The 13,478-nt window shown below is 35.7% G+C and carries 16 protein-coding genes and 2 pseudogenes; 8 read left to right on the top strand and 10 right to left on the bottom strand.

The window, feature by feature from the left end; genetic code table 11:
* The first annotated feature begins 4 nt into the window (after positions 1-4).
* Positions 5-925, top strand: coding sequence for a PorP/SprF family type IX secretion system membrane protein (locus ORI89_RS12835; RefSeq protein WP_268230888.1), 921 nt, complete (start codon positions 5-7; stop codon positions 923-925).
* Between the two features lie 681 nt (positions 926-1,606).
* Here the strand turns inward: ORI89_RS12835 and ORI89_RS12830 are convergent.
* A complete protein-coding gene (locus tag ORI89_RS12830) occupies positions 1,607-2,608 on the bottom strand; it encodes a glycoside hydrolase family 43 protein (RefSeq protein ID WP_268230887.1) in 1,002 nt (333 codons plus the stop codon).
* A 500-nt stretch (positions 2,609-3,108) separates the two neighbouring features.
* On the opposite strand from ORI89_RS12830, the gene ORI89_RS12825 reads away from it, so the two are divergent.
* The 5 genes from ORI89_RS12825 (at position 3,109) to ORI89_RS12805 (ending at position 6,878) form a co-directional block, all read left to right on the top strand.
* Positions 3,109-4,551: a TlpA family protein disulfide reductase gene (locus ORI89_RS12825; RefSeq protein WP_268230886.1), complete on the top strand. Its 1,443-nt coding sequence runs from the start codon at positions 3,109-3,111 to the stop codon at positions 4,549-4,551.
* 146 nt (positions 4,552-4,697) lie between these two features.
* On the top strand, positions 4,698-4,826 hold the full coding sequence (locus ORI89_RS12820) for a hypothetical protein (protein WP_268230885.1): 129 nt from the start codon (positions 4,698-4,700) through the stop codon (positions 4,824-4,826).
* Positions 4,827-4,871: 45 nt separating this feature from the next.
* Positions 4,872-5,861 carry a DUF6138 family protein gene (locus tag ORI89_RS12815; RefSeq protein WP_326494316.1) on the top strand — a complete coding sequence of 330 codons (990 nt, stop codon included), beginning with the start codon at positions 4,872-4,874 and terminating at the stop codon, positions 5,859-5,861.
* Positions 5,862-5,971: 110 nt separating this feature from the next.
* On the top strand, positions 5,972-6,181 hold the full coding sequence (locus tag ORI89_RS12810) for a hypothetical protein (protein WP_268230884.1): 210 nt from the start codon (positions 5,972-5,974) through the stop codon (positions 6,179-6,181).
* 133 nt (positions 6,182-6,314) lie between these two features.
* A complete protein-coding gene (locus ORI89_RS12805; RefSeq protein WP_268230883.1) occupies positions 6,315-6,878 on the top strand; it encodes a DUF6624 domain-containing protein in 564 nt (187 codons plus the stop codon).
* A gap of 70 nt (positions 6,879-6,948) precedes the next feature.
* On the opposite strand, the gene ORI89_RS12800 is transcribed toward ORI89_RS12805, so the two are convergent.
* Together ORI89_RS12800 and ORI89_RS12795 are read right to left on the bottom strand one after the other, a co-directional pair.
* Positions 6,949-7,173 carry a hypothetical protein gene (locus ORI89_RS12800; protein WP_268230882.1) on the bottom strand — a complete coding sequence of 75 codons (225 nt, stop codon included), beginning with the start codon at positions 7,171-7,173 and terminating at the stop codon, positions 6,949-6,951.
* Positions 7,174-7,497: 324 nt separating this feature from the next.
* Positions 7,498-8,007: a dihydrofolate reductase family protein gene (locus ORI89_RS12795; RefSeq protein ID WP_268230881.1), complete on the bottom strand. Its 510-nt coding sequence runs from the start codon at positions 8,005-8,007 to the stop codon at positions 7,498-7,500.
* A gap of 91 nt (positions 8,008-8,098) precedes the next feature.
* Here ORI89_RS12795 and ORI89_RS12790 point away from each other — a divergent pair, with 91 nt between their 5' ends.
* The gene (locus ORI89_RS12790; protein ID WP_268230880.1) at positions 8,099-8,446 is read left to right on the top strand and encodes a winged helix-turn-helix transcriptional regulator; all 348 of its coding nucleotides are present in this window, start codon (positions 8,099-8,101) and stop codon (positions 8,444-8,446) included.
* A gap of 107 nt (positions 8,447-8,553) precedes the next feature.
* On the opposite strand, the gene ORI89_RS12785 is transcribed toward ORI89_RS12790, so the two are convergent.
* The 6 genes and pseudogenes from ORI89_RS12785 to ORI89_RS12765 all read right to left on the bottom strand — a co-directional run bounded on the left by ORI89_RS12785 (position 8,554) and on the right by ORI89_RS12765 (position 11,936).
* Complete coding sequence (locus ORI89_RS12785; protein WP_268230879.1) at positions 8,554-9,171, bottom strand: class I SAM-dependent methyltransferase; 618 nt, start codon at positions 9,169-9,171, stop codon at positions 8,554-8,556.
* Positions 9,172-9,427: 256 nt separating this feature from the next.
* Entirely contained in the window at positions 9,428-9,970 is a 543-nt protein-coding gene (locus ORI89_RS12780) for a CbrC family protein (RefSeq protein WP_268230878.1), read from the bottom strand.
* A 190-nt stretch (positions 9,971-10,160) separates the two neighbouring features.
* A pseudogene (locus ORI89_RS12775) lies at positions 10,161-10,586 on the bottom strand (Abi family protein); the annotation flags it as partial.
* A gap of 158 nt (positions 10,587-10,744) precedes the next feature.
* Positions 10,745-10,897, bottom strand: a pseudogene (locus tag ORI89_RS19295) (Abi family protein); the annotation flags it as partial.
* 33 nt (positions 10,898-10,930) lie between these two features.
* Entirely contained in the window at positions 10,931-11,065 is a 135-nt protein-coding gene (locus ORI89_RS12770) for a hypothetical protein (RefSeq protein WP_268230877.1), read from the bottom strand.
* A gap of 109 nt (positions 11,066-11,174) precedes the next feature.
* Positions 11,175-11,936: an MBL fold metallo-hydrolase gene (locus ORI89_RS12765; protein ID WP_268230876.1), complete on the bottom strand. Its 762-nt coding sequence runs from the start codon at positions 11,934-11,936 to the stop codon at positions 11,175-11,177.
* A gap of 101 nt (positions 11,937-12,037) precedes the next feature.
* On the opposite strand from ORI89_RS12765, the gene ORI89_RS12760 reads away from it, so the two are divergent.
* Entirely contained in the window at positions 12,038-12,364 is a 327-nt protein-coding gene (locus ORI89_RS12760) for a winged helix-turn-helix transcriptional regulator (protein WP_268230875.1), read from the top strand.
* 167 nt (positions 12,365-12,531) lie between these two features.
* On the opposite strand, the gene map is transcribed toward ORI89_RS12760, so the two are convergent.
* Entirely contained in the window at positions 12,532-13,296 is a 765-nt protein-coding gene (map, locus tag ORI89_RS12755; RefSeq protein WP_268230874.1) for a type I methionyl aminopeptidase, read from the bottom strand.
* Positions 13,297-13,478 lie beyond the last annotated feature (182 nt).

The following is a 13,478-nucleotide window of genomic DNA, read 5'->3' as shown; positions in this document are numbered from 1 at the left end:
AGTAATGATAAAAAGTAATAAAGGGTTTTACGGTTTCCTATTTGTAGCATGGATAGTGCTCGTCTGCTCTAATAGCAGTTTTGCACAACAGTATATAGACCCGGCACTGTCGGGATCATTTTCAAAAACCTTGAATCCCAGTTTTAACTCACTTTTGGAGCAAGGGGAAGGCGATGCCTCGTTATTGTACCGCCATCAATGGGTAGGTATGGAGGGAGCTCCCAAAAGTATATGGTTTAACGCAAATATGGCTTTAGGTAGTCAGGGGATTGTCTTAGGTATAAATGCTAAACAGTTTAAAATAGGTGTGGAGCAGAGCACCGAAGCTTCTGCTAATTTTACCAAAACGCTTCGGATTTCCGAGTCGGAGTATCTTGGTTTGGGTGTAAACTTGGGTTATACCCAGCAGCGCGGCGATTACAGCTCGCTGGATCCCTCGGACCCTGCTTTTGGCGATATGCAGTATGGCACCTTGCTTTACGGCCTTTCGGCATCTTTGGTTCGGCCTGGCCGTTATTATGTTGGCTTTGCTATGCCTCGGGCTATCTTTGGTTCCAACGATTCTGATTATGTGCGTCAGTTTGGTCGTGATAACACGTTTTATGTATCCGCCGCTGCCATTTTTGATTTGGACGAAAATATCTATATCCGCCCCAATCTTTTGAGCAGCTATCGGGAAGTGACAGGCTTACAGTTCGATTTCTCGGCCCTCATTTTCTTTACGCCTAACTTTGGTATCGGTGGCGGCTATAGGCAGCGCGGTGACTTGATGGGGCATGCCGAATTTAACTTAAAGAATATCCGTTTTGCCTACAGCTATCAACAGAATTTGAAAAATAGCGAGCTAAACCGCTTTATCAGTAACAGCACACACGAATTGGGGCTGTCCATACAATGGGGCAGAGCCGGTGCTAAACGCTTGTAGGGATACTACAAGCGCTTAAGTGATAGGTGTACTAGTTTGTTAACGGAAAAATTCCCAAGAGGGCTCAATAAAGTAAAATCGAAAAGCTCCAGCTAGAGCTTTATTAATAATTCTATTACATAAAAACGCTTGTTACTTAAACATGCGTTTTTTTTGATGTGTATATCTATTACATTAGTGTAATGCCTTACGTACGACGATCAGTTGTTTTGTATATGATTGAGGATGGGGTTGTTAATTAAAATAAAGTGAATGTATTTAATCAATAAGATGATAGAGAGGAAGATGTTTTATTAAAAAGCTCAATTTAGTACAGGTAAAACAATTGAAAGATATCTTTGATGGGTGAGAGTGACGGTAGGTATGGTCGTGGAATTGGTAACCAAGTATACCCTTTTAATTAATAACAGTTCAGCCAGGTTTTGATTAAAAACTATAATATTGATATGAAAGCGTTTTTTATAAATATTTTTTTGATGACCATTCTAGCAACCTATAGTTTTGGTCAAAGTCGTTATCAAGTTACTGTAAAGAGTGATGTTTTAAAATCTGGAGTCATTTCTTTGATAGTATTTTCTTTTAATGAAATCATATCGTTATTTAATTGATTAACAGCTCCATAGCCATTCCCCCATTACAGATAGAATTTTCCAGTTGCTGGATCTTGAAATACATCAGGATCTATTCTTGTCCGCTTTCTACACCATCATGTGTGCCGTAAGTTGTTAATAAATGCTCTAGTTCTTTTTTCGTTAGAGAGATCACACTGCCATGTCGCGGATGAAAATTCATACTTACCTCTTCATCGATAACTTGAAAATCATCTAAATTTTCACTTTTACAGAATTGATAAGTCCCTTTCATATACACGTCGTACATTAATATATAGTTTTCTGTATTGTTTAGCTTAAATATACTTGAGCCCTCAACAGCCTCTGTCGTTTGTTGTTTATAGTCGGTGTGTTCCTCCCATTTCCCAGAAGTTAAGCTTGTTGTTGTCGCTTTTTTTAAGCCGTTTCCATCATCTTCTGTTTTATAAAACAAATGGTACAATCCATCTTTGTAAATAATATCGCCGTCAATACAAGATTTTTTGTTCTTGGGTATAAATAAGGGCTTAGGGTTTCCAATAAAGTCTGTGAATTCATCATTTGCATAAGCATAGTAGATAATGTCAGACCCATCTCCGTGCTTCATAGACCAGAACACCATGTATTTGTTTTCTTCTTTATCAAAAACTGTTTGAGGGGCCCATACGCGCAACAGATCCTCTTGATCCTTATATCGTTCCTGAATATTAATGACGCTTGAGGTCCAATCTGTCAGGTTCTCGGATTTTAACAAAATCATAGCACGATTGGACTCCCAGCCTTTGGAAGAAGTCATGTCGGTCAGTACCATATAAAAACCTTTATTATCATCTCTTCGTAAGATATGAGGATCTCTTACCCCACCCGTCGAACTGATGTCTTTTGAGGTAATAACGGGTTTATTGTCGTTTAATGCAATATAATTGTAGCCGTCGTTGCTAATAGCATAATGAACTTGTTCTTCATGAACTGCATTTCCTGTAAAGTAACTGAAAAGATAGGCAACATAGTCTTTCTCAACTGTTGTTTTTTCTTGGGCATTTGTCATCAAAATACCGCACAATAAAACTAATGTTGATAGGTTTTTTATCATGGTATGGTCTGTTATGAATAAAAGTAAAGGTATAAATTATTTAGAAACATCTATAGGCTAAAATAGCTGTACGGTAAACTGTGCAGCTATTTTAGTGCGGGATAACCGGAGCTTGCTGGAATGGTAAGTTCTATAAGCCTTTTTTCAATAGCTAGATATAAAAGTTGCGTTAATTCACTTCTTTTGTGTTTGATTTTTCATAGCATGCGATAAGGTTTTGACTTTGTTGGTCTTTTGTAACTTCACATATTAATAAGTATTTTTATAACAGTAAAGAAACTACTTGCGGTATCACGAATACAATTAAAAGACAAATTATGGTGTCAAAAGAATTTATTGAATTCTTTTGTACTGTTCAAATATTTATAAGATAAACAATATAATCTGGTTGGGCTTAAAAAAGTTTAGGCAGAGTTTAAACCTAAGTAGCAATGATTAAGATAAAGCTTATTTTTCTATGCTGTATTGCATTCTTTTTGTCATGTAATCAGACAATAGGTATGGATACAAGCACAACAAATGTAGTTGCAGGCACTTCCAAAATCACAGGGAAAATCATAATTCCTGATGACATTCGTGAGAATGATATTCAAGTTAAATTTAAAATTCCACTTCTGATTTCAGGACAGTACAGTACATACGATTGTCTTGTTGACCAATCTGGCGAGTTCTCTCTGGACTTTGATGTGGAAACTGATACAACATTTGTTTTGCTATACACGGACCTCAATTTTAACAAGGTTTTCATGGTCGAAGCTGTAAATGGTGGTGTCACTAATCTTGATATAACGTATGACTCCCATCTTGAAGTAAAAAATGTCGAGGTTAATCCTAGCCTTAGTAAACCAGAAATAATCCGGATAGTAGATGTCTTAAATAAAATGATGGCATATGGGAGATCGCCTACACCGTTATATGATAAAAGTTTAGACGAATTTCTTGATAATACTAAGAGTGTGGTGTCCGAGAAATCAGAGGTTATTGTAGATAAAGACTCTTTACTTTCAAAAGAAGTCAAACGTATTATATCTGAAGAATATCGTTTATATCATTATTTGTATTCGGCCTTCGAATACGAAGATTATATGAAAATGAATTATCGTAACACAACTCGTGATACCGTTGGTAAGCCTACAATTCAAAAGATTGAGCGAACGTACTTCAGTTTCTTGAAAGATTTCAACTTCAACGACCCACACGTTCAGCAAAGGTTTGCATTTCCTGAAATGCAGAAAACTATTCTTCAAAATGAAATACTAGATCTTCCTCCAATCGGAGAAAGTGACATTCCTTCTTGGCTAGCAAGGGTAAAAGTTATTTTAGCTGATTTAGTCGGGTTCGAGGATGGACTGTATTATGATATTTTGGCAGCCAACGCTTATAGCCAGCAACTCAATGAACAGGTAAAACCCTTAACCGAAAAGCAAAAAGCACATATAGCCCACTATTGGAAAGTAGGAGAGATTGCAAAAATACTTTTTAGAAACAACGAGCGGGTTGTCGAACTAGACAAAGTAAAATCACCTGTTGTTGTCAATGATGTCTCAACCGTAGCACAAGACCAGATTATCGAAAATATTGTTTCTAAATATAAGGGCAAGGTGATTTTTATTGACCTTTGGGCAACCTGGTGTGGACCTTGCTTGGAAGCAATGAATCAATTCAGTGATACAAAGGGGCAATTCAAAGATAAGAATGTTGTGTTTGTATATATCACAAATGGGTCTTCTCCCCAAAAGCTATGGGAAGCAAAGATACAAGGAATTGGCAGCGACCATTATTATCTTAACAAGGATCAGTGGTATTATATGATGAATCATTTCGGGTTCGAGGGGATTCCTTCGTATGTATTATATAATAAAGAAGGTACGCTAGTGAAGAAATTTACAGGCTTTCCAGGAAATGAAAAAGTAAAAGAGATGATTGATGGTTTGTTAAAATGAGTAATAATGTAGATAGATAGCTAGTATATAATGATTATAACTAAAAGTAAGGTGAAAGCTAAATGTTTCTTTATATCGTATAATTGAGAATCGTATAGATTATCTTATTATTGTAATTCTAAGTAGAAAGAACTCGTACTACAACTATGGCAAACGATAGAAAGTATTTAATTTTTGAAGATATAAAGAACGAGCCCTCATTACGGGGTATTTTTGATACTTGTGTGGATGATATTTTAGAAGACAAAGCCCGATTAGCAAAAACCCGTAATTAGCCAGGCTATCCATCTTATCCATGCTTTAGAGTTCAAGGTCGTGAGATATTAGTCAATGCTGCTTTTGAATATTATCTATTTAAAATAGGCGGTGCCGATTTTGATTACGACAAAGCGGTCACATTCACCGAAAAAATACGGAAGCTATGTGGCTGGAGCTGGGATGTAGACACCACTTTGCGTTATTGGGTAGAGCGCACCATACGGGCTCCGTTTTTCGAGCAGGTTAAAAGCACAGAAGGTTATCCCGAGTGGACGCTAAAGGTGGGCGAACCCAGCTGGCAGCTACCGGAGAGCTATTTGAAGTTTGCCTGCTATATTGCCGTCTGTAATGTGAAATATAAAGGTGGCGACGGACAGTACGCAGCTGGAAGTATTTTTAAAATAGTTACTGCTCTTGGTAGTAAGATGCCGGCAAACTTAAAGAAAAATGGTTCAGGAGACCTACCATTAGAAGTAAGGCAATATAAAAGTGCTATTGTCACCTGTTCGGCCAATGATGTCTTCGCTACGATCAAGATCAGTGTCAAGGAAGAAAGTGAAGAAGCCTATAGGCAGGTTCTGGATTTTCTATGTCAGCTTTTATCCTTCGGTTTTCCATCTTCCTATTCCGTCAAGTTTAGTAGTCCTGAAAAAAAGTGGCTTTTTATCAAATCTCTACCTAAAAAAGGTGTCCATCAGCTCTTTGCCAATGCCGTAAATTGGCCCTCCCTACACCCACAGATCGAGGCGTATGCAAAATTAGCCATGAAAGAATTTGAGTGGTACAACGATCTAGAAGCCGAGTACTGCGCTATGCCAGGCACCTTCGCTGTATTTGCATTGGGCCTCTTAGGTGAAGCTTATCATCCGCTCCTTTGTGATTATTTGCGAATTTGCGATGGCGAACATCAGAGTTTACAAGGAGATTTTGTGCAGGCCTATATTGAAAAATACGGTTTTACAGAAAAGGGGCTTGAATTATATAAATTGTGCGAGCAAAATATTCAACATTTACCCAAGAGACTAAGCGCCCTATATGCGAAACGTAAATAAGAAAAACTCCCCAGTTTATCAGTCATTTTTAAACTGCATTATGAGTTGAAAAGACGCATTTTATGCAGTCTTGTGTTTAATTATGTTGCCAGTTTATAAGTTTTAAAATAATGGTCTATCCAAAACATATACTTAAAATAATATTTTTAGTCTTCATTTTGTTTGGTTTTTCTTGTTCGAAAGAAAAAGAACGGGATGCGATGCCTGTAAGTGGAATTCATACATATTACCCTAGCGATATTGTTGTTTCTAAAGCTGTAGATATAAATATGGAGGGGCAGTACAACACCAACCTTTTCTTGGAGATGCCTTTTTTATAGGATTATTATTAAGTGAAAGCTATTCAGTCTTTTTTTATATATTAAAAATCAAAATGATAGGGCTTTATAGTTTTAACAACTACTATTATTTTTAACATCATTCAACTTATAAAATACTTCTAAAACTCATTATATGTTATATGAAGAAATAGCAATCAGGTTAATCCAGTTAGCCGACAATGATTTATCTGTAAGAGAGAAGCTGTTAATGGATGGAGAACTTTCTAAAGGTTATCATCCAGAAATGGAAGCAGTACATAAAGCTAATAGTCAAGCGTTAAAAATAATTATTTCTGAAATTGGCTACCCTACGATAAGTAAGGTGGGGCGTGAGGCTAGTGGTGCAGCTTGGCTTATTGTACAGCATGCTATAGGTGAACCCGATTTTATGAAGAATTGTTATGTTTTAATGCTCGAAAATAAGGACGATTTAGACTTTAAAAATATAGCTTATTTGCACGATAGGATCCTAGTCTATCAAAGTAAGCCACAGAAATACGGAACACAAATGATCAGTAATGATGTACTTTTTCCTGTAGAAAACCCTTCGGAAATAAATGCCTATCGATTAGAAGCTGGTCTACCCATTTTGTCTGATGAACAAATAATGCTCGTTCCTGATTGTGATCAAATTGAACTTATAGATAGTCAAGATAAAGAATACAATATTTGGAGAAAAAAAACAGGGTGGATATAAAGTGTATACTATTTTAGTAGCTAGCAATAAATTCTTATCGTTCTTTAAAACAGATGGCAGAGTTCATGAGCTACTGTAAAATGCTACTTAACCATTCGCTGATTGGATTTACTAGCGTAAAGCGATTTTTGTTTTGTTTGAAAGCCATTCCAGAAAATTCAACAGATAAAGGCTTGAAGACGCCTAGTACTTCTAATTTAAGCATCCAGCCTTTTATACGGATAAGTTCATTTAATCCGACCCCATAGTCTAATCGAAGTCGATTTGCAGCATTTTTCAATTGTAGTTTGTTCATTATTTATGCGATTTTGCTATAGCTGTTGCAGTTTGATATGATTAGAAACGATTTTCCTAAAAGACACAATTTGATCGATATCACCGTCTTGTATGTGTTGCACACAAGGCAAATGCAAGGTTTGTTTTTACTAAATCTTCATTTTCCTCAAAAAAATCTTCTTGGTTAAGTCCTTTTGTTAGTTGATGTATGTTCCGACGGTCGTTCTTACAATGAGGTGTAACAGTTAGGCAGTTTGGCGAAGGGGCAGAGAATCGAAGTCGAAAAGTTCAAATTTGCATTTTATCCCGCGCATTTTGCCAAACCCTTGTTACTAGACATACTTTAGTTATCTTTCGTTAGGTGCAGTTGAAGAAAACCGTCATTAAGTTCGTGTTTTTTGTGTTTAAACTTTGAGTTAAGTTCGCTGTTACTCCCTAAAATGCCACCAACTCCTGTTATTAAAGGATTGATGTTGAAATAAATATCCGTTACCAAATCTTTATCTATAAAAGCATTAAAAGTGCCAACCCCACCACCAACGGCTATTTCTTTTAAGTTTTTCGCCGATATATATGCAATGGCTTCTTCTGGACTTCCAACAATCGTGTAGCCATCGGCTTGATAGGGACTGTCGGATAATATCACGATTTCTACTCCATTAAAAAGTTCTTTTACCTCTTTAGGGAAATTTAGAAAATTTTCAAAGGTCTTTAATCCTATCACAACATTTCCTACTTGCCTTACAAATTGCACGTAAAACTCCATGGCTTCTGCTGGCAACTGATGATGAGGATTATCCGATACTAAAAGCCTTCCGTTAGCCGAAATGTTTGCTATTACTGTTACTTTCATAATGAATTATATTTTTAAAGTTCTGATTACAAAATTATTTGAAATAAACTATACATTTACTATTGATTACCTTTTGGAAAGTGACTATAAAATGAAGAGTAAAAAAAGCAATTTACACAAAGAAGATATATTGGCTCTTAAAGATGCCCTTGAATTATTGAGTGGGAAATGGAAATTCTGTATTCTACATAATCTATCTAATTATGGAACATTGAGATTTAAGGATTTGCAAGAAAAGTCTTTGGGCATAACGCCAAAAGTTCTGTCCAAATCCTTGCAGGAATTGGAGGAGAACTTGCTCATTACTCGAACGGTTAATAACACAAAACCTGTTACTGTTTCGTATGCACTTACTCCACACGCCAAAGAAACAGAGGCTGTCGTCAATGCATTGATTGGTTTTGGTTTGAAACATCGAAAGAAGATAAAGGGAAAATAATTTCGTTGCGTTTTTATCCTTTTTTTCGTCCGTTAAACAGTTTTTTTTTTAGTGTTGTAAATATTTCGGTAGAAGTTCAAAGCACTGGACGAGGAGTCCCAGCCTTGTTAGTTAGCAGTTATTTTTCTTTTTCTACATTTTATCAAGTAAAATGGATAGTTTTCAGTCACTTCAGTTATTTCAAAAAGTCCTGTGTGGCCAAATTCTTCTTCAATACTTTGTTTGTCATAAAAGAATATTTTCACTCCGCCAAACATTTCAAAACGGTCTTTGCTTAATTGTGTTCCTTGTCCATATGTTTGAGCGTCCTTCGTTATAGCTGTAAAAAACATATATCCGTCTTCAGTCAATTGGTTAAAACAGTCTTGGATAAGTTTAGCCCTTTCTTCCTTATCTAACAAGTAAATTAAACCGTAGCAAAATATTCCGTCATATAACTTCTCGTCAAAAGGCATATCTGTTACAGAACCGTGGTAAATTTTCAATTCATTTCCAAAATGCTTTTGAGCCAACTCAATAGCGGTCTGAGAAATCTCAATGCCTGTTACGGTTATTCCGTTCTCAATAAAAATTTGTGCATTTCGTCCATAACCAACTCCTGGAATTAGCACATTTTTGACCTTATGCTCAACGAAAAAGTCCTTTGTCAAAACAGTTGACTTCGTGGGTTCTAAACCCCACATTTCTTGTTTATCCTTAAATGCTTGTTCCCAAAATTCCGTCATTGTCGATTGTTTTTTTGTGTATTCGTTGCAGTGTCGCTTTAAAATGGCTGGTAACGGTTTAGGTATTGCCGAAAGAGGGGAGATTTCGAAGCGAGAATTTCGATATTCCACCGAGGCTAGCCAAAACGTATTGATATGAGATAAATTTAGTAAATAAAATCAACATGATTCGTTCTAGCGGTGGCAGAAATGCAAGCTGTGAGTTTAGCATTTTAGCCCCGCTTTTGGCAACACCTTGTTAGCGAACTGTTTTTTTTTACGTAAAGTCAACGTGAAGTCTATGTTTTCCACATTCTAAACATTGAAATAAGTAAGCCCCTAAGTCGCTGTCTTTTGTAAGTCCTTTTGTTATGTACTCTATTGGAATGCCTGAATTTTCAATATCATCTTTAAGTTCGTCTAAAAATGGTTCGATCAATTTACTATCCGCATACCCAATAAAAGCACAAGGCTCATTACAATGAGTCAACCATACTTCTTGTTGCCAAGATGTATAACTTGGTGTTCTGTTTGTAATTTCAATTAAATGTTCTTTTTTAATACTTGGTTCAGGGTCTTTTGGGTCTGGCGAAACACCCTCAATTCCACAATAATCGTTAAAATCTCCATTGTATTTTTCGGACGCTTTCCCATTTGCTATACACCAAGGGCAAATGTATTCAGGGTTTTCAATACTATAGAATGAACTAATATATTTAATTTGTCTCTTTTCGTTACATATAGAGCAAACACCTTCAACATTTTCAAAAAGGTCAAGTCTATATGCGTTTGGGCTATACTTAAATTTTGGTAATTCCATATTTATATTTGTGAAGTGCGTTCGTTTAATAGTGCCGCTAACGGTTAGGCAGTTTGGCGAAGGCGGATTTCATGCACTAACTTTCTATCAAAGCATCGACTTCAAAATTAGCGAAAAAGTTTCAATCGGCGCCGTTTTTCCGCCATTTCACAAAACGCTTGTTATGTGTTTGCCCTTATTTCCATAATGGTTAGTTTTCCCAATTATTTAGGAAACCGAGTTTGTAAATCAGAATGTTTGGGTTGGTATTGAAAAGGTCTAAGATTTTGGTTGTGATTTGGTGTCTTGGCGTTACTTCATTGCATAAATAAACCATACAAGAAATTATCAAAAACGGTTTTTTAGTCTGCACCTGTGTCAAAGGATTATCAAACCATTGGCCGATTGGATTATTCAGGTTCTTCGTTGGTCGCTTTACCATATTTTTACTCCATAATCGAGAATGGTGTGCAATGATATTTCGGACATAAGTAATCGCTTCCAACCAACTGGATAATTTTTTATGCAAATTCAATCCCATTTCTTTGGCAATTGCTGCTTTTTCGGGAAGTTGCTGTTTTAAATTTTTGTATAATTTGGAAAGTGTTCCCATAGAAGCAACTTCCAATATTTTCCAAGCATCAGCATCTTGGTTCGGTTAGCGATAACGATGGTCTTTAATGAAAATTTCCTGACTTCGGTTAAATTCCTTTTGCAGTTCGTCAATCGTATTTTGATAAATTGTTTTATTGACTCCGTTGATTGTAATAGTTGAGGAATTAAAAAGCGAAGCATTTAAAGACCATAATCCACCATAAAAAACTGATAAATCATTTTTATTCGTAGAGCAATTTCAATACGTTCAATAGCATCAAACAAAATTAATCGCAAATGACGGTCGAAATTGTAGCGGCCGATGATGTCCTCGAAATAAGTATTTGGGTGGAAAGTGTGATTTTCAAAATCGTTTTGTGTGTCCCACTAATAACCTTTTAAGCGGTAATAACTGATGTTTTCTAAAAAGTGAGGTGCATTGCCTTCATCTTTAAACAACATTCCTCGTTGCTTCAAAAGTGAAATTTGGTCGGCTACGCTGTTTGCAGGTTTATTTGACATAGCTATATAAAAAAAATGACCCACCTGCAGTTCTTATGGTATGCAAAATGGGTACTGTTAGTACAGGGGTACATAATTAATTTTAATTACGCAATGTCATTTCAAACCTTTACTTATTCATAAATTCTTCTCCATCATTTGGTATAATTACTTTATCTGTTATATTATTATCTGATAAAAATTTTACAATATCTTGTCTGCTTTCTAATGCAGGACTAACCGTTTCGAGATGTACAATCGCTATTTTATTAGGATAATACTCTAATAATTTTCCAACATCAGAAGTGTTCATTGTAACGTGTTCACCAATATTAAATTTTGCTCCACCTCCATTAACGATTATAAAAGTTGGTTTAAATTCATCTATTGTATTGATAACATCTTCACACCAAATTGTATCCCCTGTTATGTATAAGCTCTCTTTTTTATATCGTAGAATATAGCCACTTACTTTCCCCATCAATTCACCAATTTCGCCTAACCCATGTTTTCCATCAGTCTTAAATATTTCAATTCCATTGAAATCAATTTTTTTTTCGACAGAAATAACATTTTTGAAACCTACTTGTTCGACTACTAGAGCATCTTCTGGCTGGCAATAAATTGGAATGTTTTTGGGAATAATTTCTTGTGCTTTAGGGTCCCAATGGTCGGGATGCAAATGCGTTAAAAGAACGGCATCGGTTTGTTCAATAATTCTTTGTAATTCATAATCATCAAACGGAAGGTTTGTTAAAGGGTTTTCCCGTATATCATCTATCCAAGGAAACTTACCTAATGCACCTCTATGTCCCAACATTGGGTCTATTAATAATGTTTGTTCATTAATGGTTATTAATAACGTAGCATTTCTTATTAACCTTACTTTCATAGTACTAAAATTTTTAAATTTGTTCACTACAAACGTAGTACGCTTGTGCACAAGTAACAAGAAATGAACTTTTAGGTGAACTATTTACAAATTTGTAACCTATGAATTATAAAGATTTTGAAAATTGTCATTTAAATATTTTTCTAAAACTGTTTTCAGGAAAATGGAAACCCTTAATCTTATACCATTTTTTTCAAAGTGGTGATATCCGTTTTACTGAACTATGGAGAAACATTCCTAAAGTTTCTAAAAAAGTTTTGTTAGAGCAATTAAAGGAGCTTGAAATAGCAGGAGTTGTAAAACGTACACAGATAAATTCCTTTCCTCCAGAAGTTTTTTACGGACTAAGTGAAAAAGGGAAATCAATGCTACCTCTTATTTCACATATTGAAGATTGGATAAACGACTTTTATTTGACAAATAAATAGTTGTTTAAACGTTAGTCAAGATTAAACTCCTATATTGTTGAATGTTCGTAGAAGTGATGAGTTGCTTCGCTTCGTACGTAATCCTGCTAAATGCCAATGTGACATTAGAAATTAAAAACGTATTGTAACCCTTTTCGTTGGTTTCTCCCAATTCGAGGGGGAAGCTGTCAATTCCAAATTTCATTCATTTCAGTCAGTACAATTGGTTTTCCGTCTGTAACCACAATTGTATGTTCGTGTTGTGCCATAAAACCACCTTTGTTTCCAACCATTGTCCAGCCGTCATTAAGTTCTGTTGTATAAGTTGAAGACGTTGATATAAATGTTTCAATAGCTACAACTGAATTTTTCTTAAATCGTCTTTGGTCAAATCGGTTTTTATAATTCATTAATTCGTCTGGCTGTTCGTGCAAACTTCTGCCAATACCGTGTCCACCAAGGTTTTTAATAACCTTAAAACCTCTTTTCTTTGCTTCGGTTTCCATTATGTGTCCAATGTCTGAAATTTTCACTCCGCCTTTAATGTTATAAATTGCTTTATACAAAATTTCTTGTGAAGCCTCTATTAACTTTTGATGTTGGTTGATGTCTTGTCCAAGTACAAATGAGCCACCGTTGTCCGACCAAAAACCGTTAAGTTCGGCTGAAACATCTATGTTCACTAAATCGCCTTCTTGTAATATTTTTTTGTCGGACGGGATACCGTGGCAAAATTCATTGTTCACGCTAATACAGGTCCAACCTGGAAAACCATAGGTCAAATAAGGCGCTGATTTTGCTCCAAAGTCTGACAAGATTTTTGCTCCAAAGTTGTCTAATTGTTTTGTCGTCATACCGGGTTTTGCGTAGTTCCGCATTTCTTTTAAAGTCAAAGCTACAGCTTCACTCGCTTTTTTCATTCCGATAAGCTCTTCGTCTCTTGTTATTGACATATTCGTCTAATTTTTCTGTTCGTTTGTTTTTGGCACGGTTGCTCGTTGCCTGACAGCTAATGTTTTGGGGCTTTGCGAAGGGGCGGAATAGAAAGACTGAGCTTTCAACTTTGTACATACGTTAGCAAAACCATTTTTTCTTTTTGCTAAATTATAAAAAAGAGTAAAAGAAAAATGGTTTT

Source organism: Sphingobacterium sp. UT-1RO-CII-1 (assembly GCF_026711005.1).
Lineage (GTDB): Bacteria > Bacteroidota > Bacteroidia > Sphingobacteriales > Sphingobacteriaceae > Sphingobacterium.
The sequence above is the reverse complement of the archived record's forward strand: the minus strand, read 5'-3'. Positions and strand labels throughout refer to the sequence as shown.

Excerpts from the sequence above, each read along its gene's own strand:
- ORI89_RS12835 (WP_268230888.1), top strand. The coding sequence starts at position 5 with ATGATAAAAAGTAATAAAGGGTTTTACGGTTTCCTATTTGTAGCATGG.
- ORI89_RS12830 (WP_268230887.1), bottom strand. The coding sequence starts at position 2,608 with ATGATAAAAAACCTATCAACATTAGTTTTATTGTGCGGTATTTTGATG.
- ORI89_RS12825 (WP_268230886.1), top strand. The coding sequence starts at position 3,109 with ATGGATACAAGCACAACAAATGTAGTTGCAGGCACTTCCAAAATCACA.
- ORI89_RS12820 (WP_268230885.1), top strand. The coding sequence starts at position 4,698 with ATGGCAAACGATAGAAAGTATTTAATTTTTGAAGATATAAAGAACGAG.
- ORI89_RS12810 (WP_268230884.1), top strand. The coding sequence starts at position 5,972 with ATGGTCTATCCAAAACATATACTTAAAATAATATTTTTAGTCTTCATT.
- ORI89_RS12805 (WP_268230883.1), top strand. The coding sequence starts at position 6,315 with ATGTTATATGAAGAAATAGCAATCAGGTTAATCCAGTTAGCCGACAAT.
- ORI89_RS12800 (WP_268230882.1), bottom strand. The coding sequence starts at position 7,173 with ATGAACAAACTACAATTGAAAAATGCTGCAAATCGACTTCGATTAGAC.
- ORI89_RS12795 (WP_268230881.1), bottom strand. The coding sequence starts at position 8,007 with ATGAAAGTAACAGTAATAGCAAACATTTCGGCTAACGGAAGGCTTTTA.
- ORI89_RS12790 (WP_268230880.1), top strand. The coding sequence starts at position 8,099 with ATGAAGAGTAAAAAAAGCAATTTACACAAAGAAGATATATTGGCTCTT.
- ORI89_RS12785 (WP_268230879.1), bottom strand. The coding sequence starts at position 9,171 with ATGACGGAATTTTGGGAACAAGCATTTAAGGATAAACAAGAAATGTGG.
- ORI89_RS12780 (WP_268230878.1), bottom strand. The coding sequence starts at position 9,970 with ATGGAATTACCAAAATTTAAGTATAGCCCAAACGCATATAGACTTGAC.
- ORI89_RS12770 (WP_268230877.1), bottom strand. The coding sequence starts at position 11,065 with ATGTCAAATAAACCTGCAAACAGCGTAGCCGACCAAATTTCACTTTTG.
- ORI89_RS12765 (WP_268230876.1), bottom strand. The coding sequence starts at position 11,936 with ATGAAAGTAAGGTTAATAAGAAATGCTACGTTATTAATAACCATTAAT.
- ORI89_RS12760 (WP_268230875.1), top strand. The coding sequence starts at position 12,038 with ATGAATTATAAAGATTTTGAAAATTGTCATTTAAATATTTTTCTAAAA.
- map (WP_268230874.1), bottom strand. The coding sequence starts at position 13,296 with ATGTCAATAACAAGAGACGAAGAGCTTATCGGAATGAAAAAAGCGAGT.